The organism is Numidum massiliense (assembly GCF_001375555.1).
GTDB lineage: Bacteria > Bacillota > Bacilli > Thermoactinomycetales > Novibacillaceae > Numidum > Numidum massiliense.
Window position 1 is genome coordinate 2,199,025 of the sequence record NZ_CTDZ01000009.1, and the last position, 14,854, is coordinate 2,213,878.

A 14,854-nucleotide genomic window follows, 5' to 3' on the forward strand; every position below is an offset into this window, starting at 1 on the left:
CCGGTAACACATAGGGAAAAAATAAATGAGCAAGCCCTACCCTATCATAAAGAATGTGTGACCGGTTACACACGTCTCTGCTGTAATTATAATAGTACTGCGCGTGATGTGTCAATAAGATTTATCGCGCAAAAAAGCCGCCACATCTTTTTCAGTCGGCATGCCGCCTTGTGCACCGAATTTTGTTACTGACAAAGCCCCTACGGCAACCGCGTAACGCACGGCCTCTCGAAGGGATGTCCCTTGGCTTAACTTCACAGCTAAACCGGCGTTAAAAGAATCACCAGCACCAGTTGTGTCGACAACTTCTACAGCAAAACTCGGAACGTGGACGACTTGTTTATCGTCCTTATAGTAGACGCCCTCGCTACCTTTTGTCATCACAATTTCCCCGGCAAATGCTTGAATAAGTTGGGTAAAACCTTCTACGCGATCTGCTTGCTCCCCACTTATTACCGCCAGTTCGTGTTCGTTCGGAGTCAGTACGGTCACTTGATCCAACAAATCCTGTGGCAATTGGGCTGCGGGTGCCGGGTTTAAAATGACAGGGACTCCGTGGCGGTGGGCGATCGTTACCGTCTCACGTACTGTCTCTAGCGGTATTTCCAACTGTAACAATACGATATCCGCCATTTCTATCGCTTCTTCCGCACGTCGTACAGAGTCCGGTGTCAAGTGGTGATTAGCCCCTGGAACGACGATGATCGAGTTATCGCTGTTCGCAATCGTGATCACAGCAATCCCTGTCGACACGTCGTCAATCCTTTCAACAAATCGTGTATGTACGTTTTCACGGCTTAAATTATCGATAAGTTCTTGACCAAATCCGTCACCGCCAACACAGCCGACCATCGTCACATCGGCACCGAGACGGGCGCATGCAACAGCTTGGTTGGCTCCCTTTCCCCCAGGAACCGTAGAAAAACGCGTACCGATAAGTGTCTCCCCCAAACGTGGCACGCGAGGCGTTTCCGTCACGAGATCCATGTTGATACTTCCTACAACAGTTACTTTCGATTTAGACATGATGTTCTCCTCGCCTTAATTTATCTATTCTTCTGTTACCAATAATAGCCGTTCGATATCTCCCTGTCTACTTTCCCCTCTTCAGTAGCCCTCCCCTGATCCCCTGATCCGCGGCACGGAAAGGCCATCGGATTGTCGCTACGCCACACCTCCCAACTATGCCCGCAAAATCACTTCCAACACTATCTAATAGTATCCGGTACCGGTTACACATGTTTCAAAATAAGTAACCGGTAACACTCTAATGAAGTATAGTACGTAACCGGTTACGGTTTAAGGATAGATTATCACGATTTGACGTACACTGTCAACACACCTAACCACCTGTCACACATTTATGATCAACTGAGGCGATACATAATACGCAAAAAATAAAAAAAGGGCACCCAACCTTACCAACCACAGTCGGTGCCCACCCTTACTCGAAATTCCCACCTCACAAACTAACGCTCCGCCACTTCCTTCCGATAATGCGACGTATCCCCGTACAAACGAATGCTCGGCTGTCCATCGATCACTTCCACTACATTGAGTGACGTCGGGTGCAAATAAGGCGGCTCCCAAAGGCGGTCGATGTCGCGCCCTTCAAAGTGGGCCATCATTAGCTTCACCGCTACCGAATGGCTGACAATGAGGATCGTCTCGCCCGCGTGCTCCTGCAACACCTTATCTAGTTCGGCTAGTACCCGCCTTTGCACGTCGAAAAACGTTTCCGCACCCGGTAGCCGAAAGGTAGACGGCTTCTTCCAAAAGGCGTGAAATTGCTCCGGATCTTGCACGGCTAGCGTTTCTTGCTCTTGGCCTTCCCATTCCCCCAACTGTATTTCCCGCAATTGATCGCGCGCGACGACCGTCACATCTCGCTTTTTCATAATCAATTGTGCCGTGCGCAGCGCACGCGTACTCGAACTCGCGTACGCCGCATCGAAAGGCACATCCTTGAGCGCGGCTCCCAACCACTCCGCCTGCATCACCCCGAGATCCGTAAGCGGTGAATCCCAATGACCTTGCATCCGCTTCGCCACATTCCACTCCGTCTGGCCGTGCCTCGCAATGTATAGCTTCGTTGAACGACTCATTTTAGTTCCTCCCCTATAATGGCATACGTCATCTCTACCATAATAGCAAATTGCGTATCACTCGGTTATACAAGCCTTACCATTGTATCGCCCTCATTCTACATATTGCCTTCACTCTACTTGCTTACGACCATACCGTCCTTCTCACTCGGTAGCGCCGGCTGCGGTTGCACCGTCGCAATCAACACACTCACAATGACGAGCGCCATCCCGCACAGTTGTTGCCACGAAAGGGAGGCGCCGTAGATTACGACAGCAATCCATAAAGACAGGGCCAGTCGCGACAATTAACGACCCATTGACGGCAGACGTAATATTAAGTCCCACAAAGAAAAAGGCGTTATACAAAAAAATCCTCGTGACAGACATGAGCAGCAAGCCGCGCCAATGTTTGTGCACGGCGCGGGCATCCCATTCCGAACGTGCGACGAGGATCATGAGTAAAATAAGGCCAGCTGACGCAAAGCGAATCGTAGCTGCCGTAAACGGAGAAATTTCACTGACGACGTGTTCCGCCGCCCCAAACGCACCTCCCCAAAACAGCGGCACGAGAAGGAGCAACAAATAGATCGCTAACTGATTTTTAACGAATTTTGTTTGCACGCTGCCAAAACCCCTTTCCTTCTATATATAGAGATTGTATAAGTATACTCTTTTACGAAGTAAAGGGGAAGGTAAAACAAGTGATCAAACCCACGTTATATGCCGCCTGTCTGGCAATCATACGTGAACCGATCACCATAATCTCGCTACCGTCTAGGTGAAATCTCACTGTTCGTTTAGGAGGAATCTCATTGTTCTAGAAGGACTGTCCTTACCCAATCCCTCTTACCGATGTCGTTCTGTTACCCGATATGACTCTCCACATAATAACTTTTCTCGCATAACGCCCGCATTTTCCGACGCGCGCGAAATACGGCCGACTTTACTGTCCCGTGCTTCACTCCTAAGCGCGCGGCGATTTCCGTCTCCTTCAATTCATGAACATACTTTAAAACGATCATCTTGCGGTAGTTCGGCGCAAGCCGTTCCATTTGGCGCAGTACGTCGCGATAGATCAGCTCGTTTTCGACCGTTTCTTCCACCGATCGCTCAGCTGCAAACGCTTCCGTCTCTTCCACCGTCACGTAGTCGATCGGTACTGCCACTTGACTGTTTCTTTTGCGTAAAAAATCGATCGCTGTCCGTTTCGTCACGGTCGTCAGCCACGCCCGTACTTTCCTGCGATCGCGACAGTCGTCGAGATGACGATACGCCTTAATAAACGTTTCTTGCAACACATCTTGGGCCAAGTAATGATCTTTCACAATTTGCAAAGCGATTCCGTAAAGTAGATGGTAAAATTGTTCGTATAAATAAGTGCACGTCCCTTGACGGTCTTTTACTTCTAACGGTGTACAAGCAATTAATTGTTCCATAAGTATAAATCCTTTCATAATGGCTCCATATACGCTCGAGCGTACGGTAGCAAATAATTTGTTACTCCTATCATACAGCCCGCTTTTTAACTCCCGCTAATGAATTTCTTAAGAGTGCCTTAATTTTTTTCTCGTTTTTTAAAGATTAGGAAGCGAGTTGCGCGCTAACTAATCAACGCGCGTTTACGTACTCCTTCAGTATAATAACTTTATGTAAAAAAAGGTTGCAAAATAGTTACATATAACCTGGGAATAATCGGTACATACAACAAAAATCGGGCGAACCAGTCAAATTTTGACCGATTCGCCCGCTTCCTTCCATTTAGCAATGACTTCAACGATATGATACTGCATGATCCTATTTACACCACATCAAACACGAAATCTTCATCGCGCAGCGGTTCGACGTTTAAGGCCATGACGTAGCCGTTCCCTTTCACGCTAAAAAAGTCGTGGTTTTTCGTGTCTGTCTTCAGACCGTTTAAGACGATTGGGTTTACCGGCTCCTCGGGAAAGCGCAGTTCGCGCCCGAGATTCATTAGCGCCTTATTCGCATTGTAGCGGACGAAGCGGCACACGTCGTCAGCGAGGCCGACCTTACCGTAAACTTCGTTCGTGTAGGCGACTTCGTTTTCGTAAAGCTCGTCGAGGAGATCCGCCGTTTCTTTATCTGCTCGCGCCCGATCTTCGGCTGACATGGCGTTGTACACTTCTTGTGCCAACGTACCGACGTACAAACCGTGAATCGATTCGTCGCGAATGATGAGCGAGATGATTTCGCCACTAGCGACGAGCTTACCGTGCCCGGCCATGTACAGCGGGTAGTAAAAACCGCTATAAAAGAGGAAACTCTCCAGAAAGACAGATGAGACCATCGCTGTATACAGCTCGTACGGCGTCGCGTCGCGCTTGTGCAACGCGTGGTAACGGCCGCCGATCAACGCCGCTTTGCGTTTGAGGTGCGGCTGGTTCGGTACCCACTCGTCGAGATAGTAGTCGGTCATCCTAGAGGGCAACAGCGTCGTGAAAATATGTGAGTAACTTTTGGCGTGAATGTGCTCCATCATCCCCATCCACGACAGCACCGCTTTTTTCTGCATGTCATCGACGTGCAAAGCGATGAGCGGCATACCGTCGTCGCCCTGCATCGTGTCGAGTCCCGTCAATCCCGACAACGCCATGACATACGCCGTCTGTTCCTCTTTCGTCAGTGTGTGCCACGTTTTTAGGTCGCGTGAAACGGCGATTTCATCCTCGGTCCAAAACTGTAAAATGTTTTGTTTCCAGAACGCCTCACTATATTCGTCGTCTAGCCGATTCCAGTTGACAGCGCGCATGTTTTTCACGTCAAACGCCTCCTAATTTCTAGCAAAACGTATTCCAAATGTCAGTCTCGCTGGCACTTACACGGCGCAACTCGTGCACTCGGCAATGTCGATCGTCTTATTGCGCGTGTAATACAAGCTTTTCAGCCCTTTCTTTTGCGCGTAGACGTAGTAGCGGACGAGCTGCCGCGTCGAAATGTCGCTCTGTACGAACAAAATCGTACTGATCCCTTGGTCGACGTGACGCTGTATTTCCGCAATCAAATCGATCAACTTAAACTGGTCGACGTTGTACGCCGATTTGTAGTAGTAATAGTTGTCCTGCGACAAAAACGGCATCGGGTAATACGTCGTCGAATTCTCGTACGTCCGGTTTTCGATGTGATCGACGATCGGCATCACGCTAGACGTCGCGTTTTGAATGTAACTGATGCTTTGCGTCGGCGCAATCGCTAGCCGGTACGCATGGTACAACCCGTCTTTTTGCACGCTTTCCTTTAGCTGCTGCCAGTCGTCGGGCGTCGGAATGTGAATGCCTTTGAACAGCTGCTGCACGGCGTCCGTACGCGGCGCAAAGTTTTCTTCCAAGTACTGCTGGAAATACGTGCCTTTTGCATATTCGCTCTGGTTAAAGTGTTTAAACGTTACGCCGCGTTCCCGCGCGATTTCGTTACTTTTTTCCAGCGAGTAGTAGTTCATCATCATAAAAAAAGTCCGCACAAAGTCTTTCGCCTCGTCACTTTCGTACATGATGCGGTTTTTCGCCAAAAAGCCGTTCAAGTTCATCGCACCTAAACCGACCGCGTGCATTTCTTCGTTCGCTTTTTTAATACTCGGCGCGTTCGATACGCTCGTCATGTCGGAAACGGCAGTGAGTGCCTCGATGCCGGCGTGGACAGAGCCGCGGATGTCGCCCGATTCCATCACGTTGACGATGTTGAGCGAGCCTAAGTTACAGCTAATGTCGCGGCGTACATCATCTGCAACGCCGTAGTCGTTAATCGTCGACGTCTCCTGAAGTTGAAAAATTTCCGTGCACAAGTTAGACATTTTAACCTGTCCGATGTCTTTCAAGGCGTGTACGCGGTTGGCGTTGTCCTTAAACACGATGTACGGGTAGCCGGACTGCATTTGCGTCGTCGCAATTTTCGTCAGCATTTCCCTGGCGTCGAGCTCTTTCTTTTTCACGCGGTCGTTCGCCACGAGCTCGTCGTACATTTCGTCCATGTCCAGGTCGTCCAAATGTTTACCATACGCATTGTACACCGAATAAGGCGCAAACACGTAGAACGGCTCGTCTTTCTCCGCCAACTCAAAAAACTTGTTCGGCACGATGAGGCCGATGGACAGAGACTGGATCCGAATCTTCTCGTCGGCGTTAATTTTTTTCGTCTCCATAAATTCGGCGATATCCCAGTGAAAAATGTTTAAGTACGCCGCCCCCGCACCTTTGCGCTGCCCTAATTGGTCCGCGTACGAAAACGCGTCTTCTAACAGTTTGACGACTGGGATGACGCCGCTCGCCGCCCCTTCGACCCCTTTGATCGGTTCGGCACGCGCCCGCAGTTTCGAGAGGTTGAGCGCGACACCGCCGCCGATTTTCGACAGTTGCATCGCCGTCCCGATGTTAAAGGCGATCGAATTCAGGCTGTCGTCCATTTCGAGGAGGAAACACGACACCATTTCCCCGCGCCGCTTTTTGCCAGCGTTCATAAACGTCGGCGTTGCCGGCTGGTAGCGTTGCTCCATCATCGCCCGTACGAGTCGCATCGCTTTGGCATGATCCCCTTGGCCGAGGAAAAGCGCCGTAATTGCCACGCGGTCCTCGTAATGCTCCAAGAAGTGGCGTTTGTCATCCGTCTTCAAGGCGTAGTCATTGTAAAACTTCGACGCGGCCATGTACGACTGGAAGGTGAATTCATAGCCGTACGCCGTGGCGAACACTTCCTCGATTTGTTCCGCACTGTACTGCTCGTACACGTCGTCGTAATAGTTGTTGGCGATCATGTAATCGACTTTGTCCAAGTGCGAATCGAAAGTGAGCATATTCCCTTCTACCTCGCGCATGAACGCCTGTACCGCTTCGTGGTCTTTTTCCAGCTGGAAAAAGCCATCTTTCATCATCATCATTTCGTTATTTAGTTCAATGTGACTGCTATTTGCCATAGTTGCTCCGCCCTCTCTTGAAAAAGTAATACGTCAGATTCCGTTCCCGATAGTTCAAACTTGCTCACTACTGGGACGCCGTACGCTGCGGCGATGAGGTCCGCGCTTTTGGCGAACGAATGACCCCAGTTGCGGTTGCCGCTTGCGGCTACTCCGACTAAGTGCTTACCGTTCCGCTCTAAGAAAGCAGCGACGCGTTCGGGGACTTGTCCAAATCCGGTCGTGTACGTGACGAGAATGAACGGTTCGTCAAGCTGTAACTCGTCGTCGATTTGCACGTGGTCTAACGGCAATTTTTGTACGAAACGGCGCACGTTGCCGGTCCGTGAATCGTATGTAATGAGCATGCGGAACACCCTTTCTCCCTTCTTTAACCAATAAAAAATCCCTACCGTTAAGGTTGGGGTGGGCATGTGAAAGTGGACTTGCGGGCGCAGTGATTGAAGCGCGCAAAAACAATCGACGGCATCGTTTACGGCGCCTATTTCCACTTCTAACACTCACACCCCGAAGGTTAGATCTTGGCGCGTTAGGCAGGTCTCCTGACTCGTGCATCACCCTACTCTCGTCCCTTCCCACACAAGAAGCGTTAACCGACCTGTGCAGTGGGCGTTCCGATTTCGTCCACACTTACAGTTGCGGGGGCAGTTCCGGGCTTGCACCGGATTCCCTTTTAAATCTACCAACCTAGTAAATACCTAAAGCGCTAATATATACAATCTTTCTTTTTGTATCAATATGTTGTTGAGCACATTTAATAAGATACTATATATAGTATTAAAAAGCAATACTATCGTCTGTTCGTTAACGTGACACCAATGGTCACGGAACAGTGTCACGCGTGGTAGAATCCTCTTTCGAAAGCACAAACAGCCGCTAAGACAGAGGAAATCGCGTGCCCTCAGATCGCTCAACCAGCCGCAACCAGTCACAACTGGTCGCAACCGGTCTAGCACCGATTCACATGCCTTAACGGCTCCTTTTTTTGCTTCAGGTTGCTTTGACTTGCTTTGGCTTGCTTCGGATTGCTTCGGTTACTTTGGCTTGCTTCAGGGCGCTTTTTAATGCTACTACGTCGAACGAATGTCGTCACCTAACTGCTTGCGGCTCGTTCGACTGACGATTACCGCAGCGACAATCATCGCCGCGACGGCCGCCCAGCCGAAGGTGACCAGCGCCGCACGCGGATATCCTTCGTACGGTCGGGCGATTTCGTCCAGCACACTGCTGACCATCGTAAAGCCGAGCACGGCAGGCGTCACATACTTAATGCAGACGTCCCACCATTTACCGACCGAGAGATCCGACACAGCATTCACATACGACCGCATGATGTGAGCCTTGTACACGTATCCGAGCACGATCGCTTCCATAAGGCCGACGAAGGCGATGCCAAAGCTGGTGACGAAATGGTCGACGATGCTAAGCAAATGCACACCGGCCCGCGTCGTAAACAGGACGCTGACGCAAAAACCGACGACGGACACAATGGCGACGAGCTTCTGCCGCGACACGCGAAACTTATCCAGCACAGCTGAACTGAACGACTCGGCCATCGACAAGACGGACGAGATCCCCGCCATCATTAAGCTGAAGAAAAACATTGCCCCAAAAATGGCTTGCAACACGGGTCCGCCGGGTAGTAAGTTAATCGCTTGCGGAAAGACGACGAAGGCGATGCCGGCGCCGCTAGCGGCAATCTCCTGCAAGGGAGTGCCCGACACCTGCACGATGTAGCCGAGAATGCCAAACACGGCGAGTCCGGCGACAAAGTCAAAGCTGCCGTTAGCGAGCACTGTAATGTACGAGTTGTTGACGATGTCCGATTTCCGCGGCAAATAACTGGCGTAGGCGATCATCACCCCGACACCGAGAGTCGCCGAAAAAAACACTTGCGCATAAGCGGCAATCCACACCTCGGCATTCATAATTTGCGCGAAATCGGGACGTAAAAAGGCGTCCAACCCGATGGCTGCTCCGGGCAAAGTCACACTGCGCAACAATATGAACAAAAACAATAGGCCTAACAGCGGTGTCGTCACTTTGCACACCCATTCGATCCCTTTGGAAATGCCGCGGCGACACGCCCAAAACGTAAATAGCCAAACGAGCGCGGTCGCGGCAAAAATCGGCCACTGAATGCCGCCGAACTCCCACGGTCCACTACTGACCGCCAAAAATTGTTCATCAAAAAACGCTCCGGGGTTTTCTCCCCACATCTTTGTAAAACTATACACGAAGTATAGCAAACTCCAACTGACGATCACCGTGTAAAACACCATGACCGCAAGTGGGATGAACACCATCCACCAGCCGAGCCACTCCCAGCGCTTGCCGATCTCTCGCATCGCTCCTGGGGCGGCGAGGCGCATTTTATGCCCGAGCCCGAACTCCATGACCATGAGCGGCACACCGGCCGTTAGTAGTGCAAACAAGTACGGGAGCAAAAATGCGCCGCCCCCGTTTTCATAAGCCATGAAGGGGAACCGCCATAAGTTTCCTAATCCTACTGCTGCGCCAATCGTCGCATAAATGAACCCGCGGCGCGACGTCCACTGATCGCGTTGCCCATTGTGATCCTCTACATTCATCTTACTCACCTCATCCATCCTCTGCTATCGCTCGTTCACTCGGTAAGACAATTACACGCGAAACGCGCCTGGCAGTGATTCGTCACTTCACTTGTCGACACGTTTTCGTGTACGTTCACTCCCGCACACTAGCGACGCGTGAGACGATGCGCGCGTCGACAAGGTCTCGTTCCGCTCGTAAGGCGGCGACTTTTTTCGCCGTCTGGCGCTGCTCCACGTGCAAAACTGGAATCGCCTTCCCATTCCCGTCTTCCCCAGTGCCATCATCCCCTCTGCCCAAGTAGTATGGCGCGCCAACGTCGGCACGGCTGGCAGTGAGTCTTCTGATTCGAAATCGGGGACGACGCCGTAATAGTCTTTAACGTTTTTTGCACCGTAAATCTCCCCCAGCTATCCGTACGCCTCTCTAGTTTATGGAATGTTCCACCTTTTTAGGGCAACAAAAAATGGTAGATTTTCCCCGCGCCATACGGTATAGATAGTCTACCATTTTTTTTAGTCATTTTCGACGATATTTTACGATATTATTCCGTTTTCCTCGCGCGCCATATGATCGGCCATTAGCGGCGATAAAATGCCGAGCAAGTATGTAGCTGCACTTCGGTAAAAGGCGGTAATTGTCCGGTCGCGAGCGCATCCTGCATAAAGCGCGCATGGTCGCCAAGCACTTATAGCCAATAGCGATGTTCGGCCACAACAGCAGGCGACGCACGGGCCGATTTGGTCCATAGGCACCTACTCGCTGCTTACGAACCCAAGCATTGCCACGCAACTTTAGTCGTCAGGCGCAAACCGGGAACTCACGTCGAAACTACTCCTTCGTTCGCGCTGGATACGAAAATTCGATTTCATTCGTCTCACTGTTCACAGCGACGCGGAAATCGTGATCGTCAAAATACCAAATGTCGTCTTCCTCGACGAAAAAAGTAATGCCGTCCTCTTTCGCATACGCCGCTATGTGGCGCGGTTTTTGTACGTTCACCCCGATGGAAAAGCCCGCCTGAATCGGACTGTGACCGCCATAACGCACAAAAAAGCGTACAAAGTCGCCAGCCTGTGCCCCAATTTCCTCTTTAAACCACGTGAGCGCATCGGGTGTTATAGAAATATTCATCGTGGCACCTCCTCATGCTGTTTACTTTATTATAGTGTTTACGTTACGCCTTATTCACCAATTATACCGTTAGCTACGCGCAAGCGTCGACCTTATCATGTGTGCGTCGTGCAAACGGCAGCCGTTCGATCGTCGTTGTTCACAAAGATTTAACACCTATGCGCGATGCAACGTAATGACCGATAGCTCGGGGCGGCAATGCACGCGAAGTGGTAAGCGGGTCGTCCCAATGCCGCGCGTCGTGTACACTTGCAGTCGGCTGTCCGGTACTGTGTACAAGCCACTCGTATATTTTTTAGCGAGGGCGGGGGTGTAAATTGAACCGAGGAGCGGCAGACGAATTTGTCCGCCGTGACTGTGGCCGGACAATTGCAGGGCAAGCGGGTAACGGGTGTAATCGTCGGCGACATCCGGCTCGTGGCTAAGCAATATCGTACAAGCCCTTTCCGGAATGCCGCGCAGCGCCTCCTCTACATCGGACGCACCGGCCAAGTGGTCGTCGACCCCAGCAACGTACAACGTCTCCTCTTTATGCATCAATGCAACATGTTCATTGATGAGCATATCAAAGCCCGCTGCAGTTAAGCCACTGACGACCGGCTCGCGGTTGTTCCCGTGGTCGTGATTGCCGAGCACCGCCAGTTGTCCAAACGGGGCGCGCAGTTGTGACAAATAAGAAACGGCCCCAGCGACGACGTCTGTCTCGTGATCGACGAAATCGCCGGTAAAGCAAATAAGATCGGGACCTAGTTCGTTGATGTGACTGATCAAGTCCGTTAAATCTTCGGGCCATAAATAGTGTCCTAAATGCAAATCGCTAAAATGCACAATACGAAACTTGTGAAAAGCTGGCGGAAGTTGCTCAAGCGTCACATCGACGTGTTTCACTTCTAACCAGTTCGGTTCTACCCAATAGGCATAAGCACCCGATAGACCGCCAAGTGCGCATGCACCTAACACCCATCGGGTACTTTTCTTCAAAAATTGCCGCCGCGTTAGTACGAGCGGACTATTGTTCTCCATGACTTCTCCCGTCCAACGTAGTGATGATTATGTTTCTGTCCATTTACCTCTCACGAACGGACGAACGTTACTTCGCCCCACCCCCGATCGCCCGCTTCATCGCATTGATGTACCCGAGGTGCATCGCCTCGTGAGTAAGCGCGAACAGTAACACGTCGTCATAAGTGGCGAAATCTAGCCCCGGCCCGAGCGAAAACGGCTTCGGCAACGGTTGGCCGAGTCGCCCTTCCATCGTTTCTTGAATGCGTGCCACCTGATCGTGCAACTGCGTGCGCAACGTCGCTAGTGACGGCGGTTTTGCTTGCCAGTCGGCTGGTTTCGTGCCGTTGCCGAATATTTTTTTATATTCGACTGGGATGTGCGACGTTTTTGGAAAACCGAAGAAGAACTCTTCGGCTGTCTCTAAAATGTGTCCCGCGTTCCAGCGTACCGTATTGTTAAACCCTTCTGGTCGAACGTCTGCCGTCTCTTCCGTCACATTTTCCAACACTTTTAGCAAATAACCGCGCGTCATCGCATATTGTTTCAGCATTGCTTCCTTACTCATCGCTATACCACTCCTTCTTAACGTATAAAAATAGGGTTCATCCATAAACACATACCCTTTTATTCATGCTACAAAACATAATAGCAACGCGCCTAGGCGCGTTGCTTCGCGTATAAGTGTTTGCTTGCACATCGGGGCGTTGCATTACCAAACAAGTGTATTACCTCGGCTGTTTTAGCGATTTTTATTGATTTTCTAAAAAGCGTTCCGCATCGAGCGCAGCCATACAACCGCTACCCGCAGCTGTCACTGCTTGACGGTACGTCCGATCTTGGACGTCCCCACAGGCGAACACGCCGGGAACGTTCGTCGCAGACGTCCCTTCTTGCACGACTAAGTAACCGAGTTCGTCAGTCGTCAACTGGCCGTCCAAGAAGGCGGTGTTCGGACGGTGGCCGATCGCGACGAACACGCCGTCTGCCTCGATGATCTCCTCTTCGCCGGTGTCGCTATCCCGCACTTTTAGCCCGGAGACACCTTGGTCGCCAGCAATTACTTCTAGCGGCGTTTTGTTCAAACTCCAGCTAATTTTTTCGTTACTGCGGGCACGGTCTTGCATAATTTTTGACGCGCGCAACTCGTGACGCCGGTGTACGATGCGTACGTCGCTCGCAAAGCGGGTCAAGAAGGTCGCTTCCTCCATCGCCGAATCGCCGCCACCGACCACGATAATTTTCTTCCCGCGGAAAAAGAAACCGTCACACGTCGCACACGTACTAACACCGCGGCCCATGTTTTCTTTTTCCCCAGGAATACCGAGTAACTTCGCAGAAGCGCCCGTCGAGACGACGACAGTTTCCGCCACGATTTCCCCGATTCCTTCGACTTGCAGTTTAAACGGTCTTTCAGATAAATCGACGCTGTTTACCCATCCCGTACGAAACTCTGCCCCAAACCGCTCGGCTTGCTTGCGCATGTTATCCATTAGCTCCGGCCCCAATATCCCTTCCGGAAAGCCGGGGAAGTTTTCGACGTCTGTCGTCGTCGTCAGTTGCCCGCCCGGCTCTTGCCCTTCAATGACGAGGGGGTTCAAGTTAGCACGCGCTAAGTAGATCGCCGCGGTTAAACCAGCTGGTCCTGTACCGACTACAACTGTTTTATACATCGACTTTCGCTCCTAATCCACTAAGTGTTTGTCACCTTATATCTTACATATTTAAACGGACGTATTCAAACGCTCCGCCGTCATTAAACGTGGGCGAGGACGGCTTTCTTCAGCGTGCCTTCATCTTGTAAGCCGACAAAGCGATCGACGAGTTCGCCGTCTTTAAAAATGAGTAAGGCAGGAATCCCCGTAATGCCGAATTGCGCGGCGAGATCGCCGTGTTCATCGACGTTAACTTTAGCGACCGTCGCTTGCCCGTCCAATTCGGTGGCCAACTTCTCGATAATTGGCAATTGTACGCGGCACGGCCCACACCATTCTGCCCAAAAGTCGACTAGCGTCACCCCAGATTGAATTTGCCCTTGGAACGTATCTTTCGTGAGTACTTTAGCTGCCATTAATATTTCCTCCTCATGATTTAAAAAAAGAATCGTATAAGGTTAAAGCGACTTCGCGGTTCCACAATTACATAGTTGCTTAGTTAACCTGTCAAATACATCATATGCGGAATGCGCGCGTTTGTCAACACCTAAATTGCGCGGTAGCACAACTATACAGTTACAATGTGACAAACAGGATCGTCCATCGCGGACTTGCTTTTTTCACATACATTGATTATGCTAAAACTTAACTGGGTTACTAGTCAATTAGGAAAGTTGGTTTTACCTTATGACTGAAGCAAGCTTATTTAAAATCGACACGCGCTCCCCGTTGCCGCTCAACGTTCAAATAAGGGAGCAAATTAAGTGGTTAATCGGCAAAGGAATTCTTAAGCCGGGAGACCCCTTGCCGTCGACGAATCAGTTAGCGGAACAACTGTCGGTTAATCGCAACACAGTTCAAACAGTGTATACGCAATTGAAAGAAGAAGGGCTGCTCGTGATTATGAAAGGACGCGGCACGCGCGTGGCCGACCAGGAGCAGGTGGATGCGTTTAAGCAGCAGCATCCGTACGTTCCTTTTGTGGAAAACCTCGTGAAAGAGGCACTCGATGCGAATTACAGCGTTGAGGACGTGCTTTTATCGGCATTCGCCTTTGTTCAACTGTTCGGACAACCGTTAGCAAAAAAAACGCGCTACCTTTTTTTCGAGTGTCGCAATAGCGCCTGTATTTTTTATTTAGATGAAATTAAACGGATTACGGAGGCGGAGATTGACACGATCGACATTTTTGCCCCGGAGGACGTGCGCAATGAAGCGATGCGCAAGGCGGACGTCATCGTCACGACGCAAGACCTTGCCCCGAAAGTAAGGAGATTCGTCGGATCAATGCCGACGCCGGTCATTACGGTCGGCTCTACGAACGACGTCTCCCTGCTTTTAAACATGCTGCGACCGTAATCTTACCGCGCGTAAAAGCGCGTAAAGTTGCCGGATATACTCTCGTCTCGATCCACCCCACTAAAAAAAGGGTTGCTACGGCAACCCTCATTTAGTGTAAAAAAATCACATTTGCAACT

General features: G+C 50.8%; 14 protein-coding genes, 1 pseudogene and 1 riboswitch. Of the genes and pseudogenes, 1 reads left to right on the plus strand and 14 read right to left on the minus strand.

From position 1 onward, the window contains the following. Window positions 1-111: 111 nt before the first annotated feature. The 14 genes and pseudogenes from rbsK to trxA form a co-directional block, all read right to left on the minus strand. Window positions 112-1,026, minus strand: a complete 915-nt coding sequence (gene rbsK, locus BN1247_RS10590) for a ribokinase (RefSeq protein ID WP_054950359.1) — start codon at window positions 1,024-1,026, stop codon at window positions 112-114. 443 nt (window positions 1,027-1,469) lie between these two features. Further along, window positions 1,470-2,105 (minus strand): histidine phosphatase family protein, encoded by a 636-nt coding sequence (locus tag BN1247_RS10595; protein ID WP_054950360.1) that lies wholly within the window; start codon window positions 2,103-2,105, stop codon window positions 1,470-1,472. Between the two features lie 261 nt (window positions 2,106-2,366). Then, a pseudogene (locus BN1247_RS10600) lies at window positions 2,367-2,708 on the minus strand (EamA family transporter); the annotation flags it as partial. A gap of 242 nt (window positions 2,709-2,950) precedes the next feature. After that, window positions 2,951-3,523, minus strand: a complete 573-nt coding sequence (locus BN1247_RS10605; RefSeq protein WP_054950362.1) for an RNA polymerase sigma factor — start codon at window positions 3,521-3,523, stop codon at window positions 2,951-2,953. Between the two features lie 362 nt (window positions 3,524-3,885). Then, a complete protein-coding gene (gene nrdF / locus BN1247_RS10610) occupies window positions 3,886-4,860 on the minus strand; it encodes a class 1b ribonucleoside-diphosphate reductase subunit beta (RefSeq protein WP_054951608.1) in 975 nt (324 codons plus the stop codon). Between the two features lie 66 nt (window positions 4,861-4,926). After that, window positions 4,927-6,969, minus strand: coding sequence for a class 1b ribonucleoside-diphosphate reductase subunit alpha (gene nrdE / locus BN1247_RS10615; RefSeq protein WP_231633428.1), 2,043 nt, complete (start codon window positions 6,967-6,969; stop codon window positions 4,927-4,929). Between the two features lie 17 nt (window positions 6,970-6,986). Beyond that, window positions 6,987-7,361 carry a class Ib ribonucleoside-diphosphate reductase assembly flavoprotein NrdI gene (gene nrdI, locus BN1247_RS10620; RefSeq protein ID WP_054951609.1) on the minus strand — a complete coding sequence of 125 codons (375 nt, stop codon included), beginning with the start codon at window positions 7,359-7,361 and terminating at the stop codon, window positions 6,987-6,989. Between the two features lie 168 nt (window positions 7,362-7,529). Further along, window positions 7,530-7,731: riboswitch (cobalamin riboswitch) on the minus strand. A 353-nt stretch (window positions 7,732-8,084) separates the two neighbouring features. Then, complete coding sequence (locus tag BN1247_RS10625; protein ID WP_054950364.1) at window positions 8,085-9,605, minus strand: sodium-dependent transporter; 1,521 nt, start codon at window positions 9,603-9,605, stop codon at window positions 8,085-8,087. Between the two features lie 115 nt (window positions 9,606-9,720). Then, the gene (locus tag BN1247_RS17755; protein WP_157360861.1) at window positions 9,721-9,885 is read right to left on the minus strand and encodes a hypothetical protein; all 165 of its coding nucleotides are present in this window, start codon (window positions 9,883-9,885) and stop codon (window positions 9,721-9,723) included. A gap of 531 nt (window positions 9,886-10,416) precedes the next feature. Continuing rightward, a complete protein-coding gene (locus BN1247_RS10630; protein ID WP_054950365.1) occupies window positions 10,417-10,719 on the minus strand; it encodes a HesB/YadR/YfhF family protein in 303 nt (100 codons plus the stop codon). Window positions 10,720-10,875: 156 nt separating this feature from the next. Beyond that, window positions 10,876-11,742: a metallophosphoesterase gene (locus BN1247_RS10635; protein WP_074011121.1), complete on the minus strand. Its 867-nt coding sequence runs from the start codon at window positions 11,740-11,742 to the stop codon at window positions 10,876-10,878. A gap of 67 nt (window positions 11,743-11,809) precedes the next feature. Next, window positions 11,810-12,289, minus strand: coding sequence for a DinB family protein (locus tag BN1247_RS10640; RefSeq protein ID WP_054950366.1), 480 nt, complete (start codon window positions 12,287-12,289; stop codon window positions 11,810-11,812). A gap of 184 nt (window positions 12,290-12,473) precedes the next feature. Further along, window positions 12,474-13,394: a thioredoxin-disulfide reductase gene (gene trxB / locus BN1247_RS10645; RefSeq protein WP_054950367.1), complete on the minus strand. Its 921-nt coding sequence runs from the start codon at window positions 13,392-13,394 to the stop codon at window positions 12,474-12,476. An 83-nt stretch (window positions 13,395-13,477) separates the two neighbouring features. Beyond that, on the minus strand, window positions 13,478-13,792 hold the full coding sequence (gene trxA / locus BN1247_RS10650; RefSeq protein ID WP_054950368.1) for a thioredoxin: 315 nt from the start codon (window positions 13,790-13,792) through the stop codon (window positions 13,478-13,480). 271 nt (window positions 13,793-14,063) lie between these two features. Between trxA and BN1247_RS10655 the strand changes: the two genes are divergently transcribed. Then, a complete protein-coding gene (locus BN1247_RS10655; RefSeq protein ID WP_054950369.1) occupies window positions 14,064-14,735 on the plus strand; it encodes a GntR family transcriptional regulator in 672 nt (223 codons plus the stop codon). Window positions 14,736-14,854: the final 119 nt, after the last annotated feature.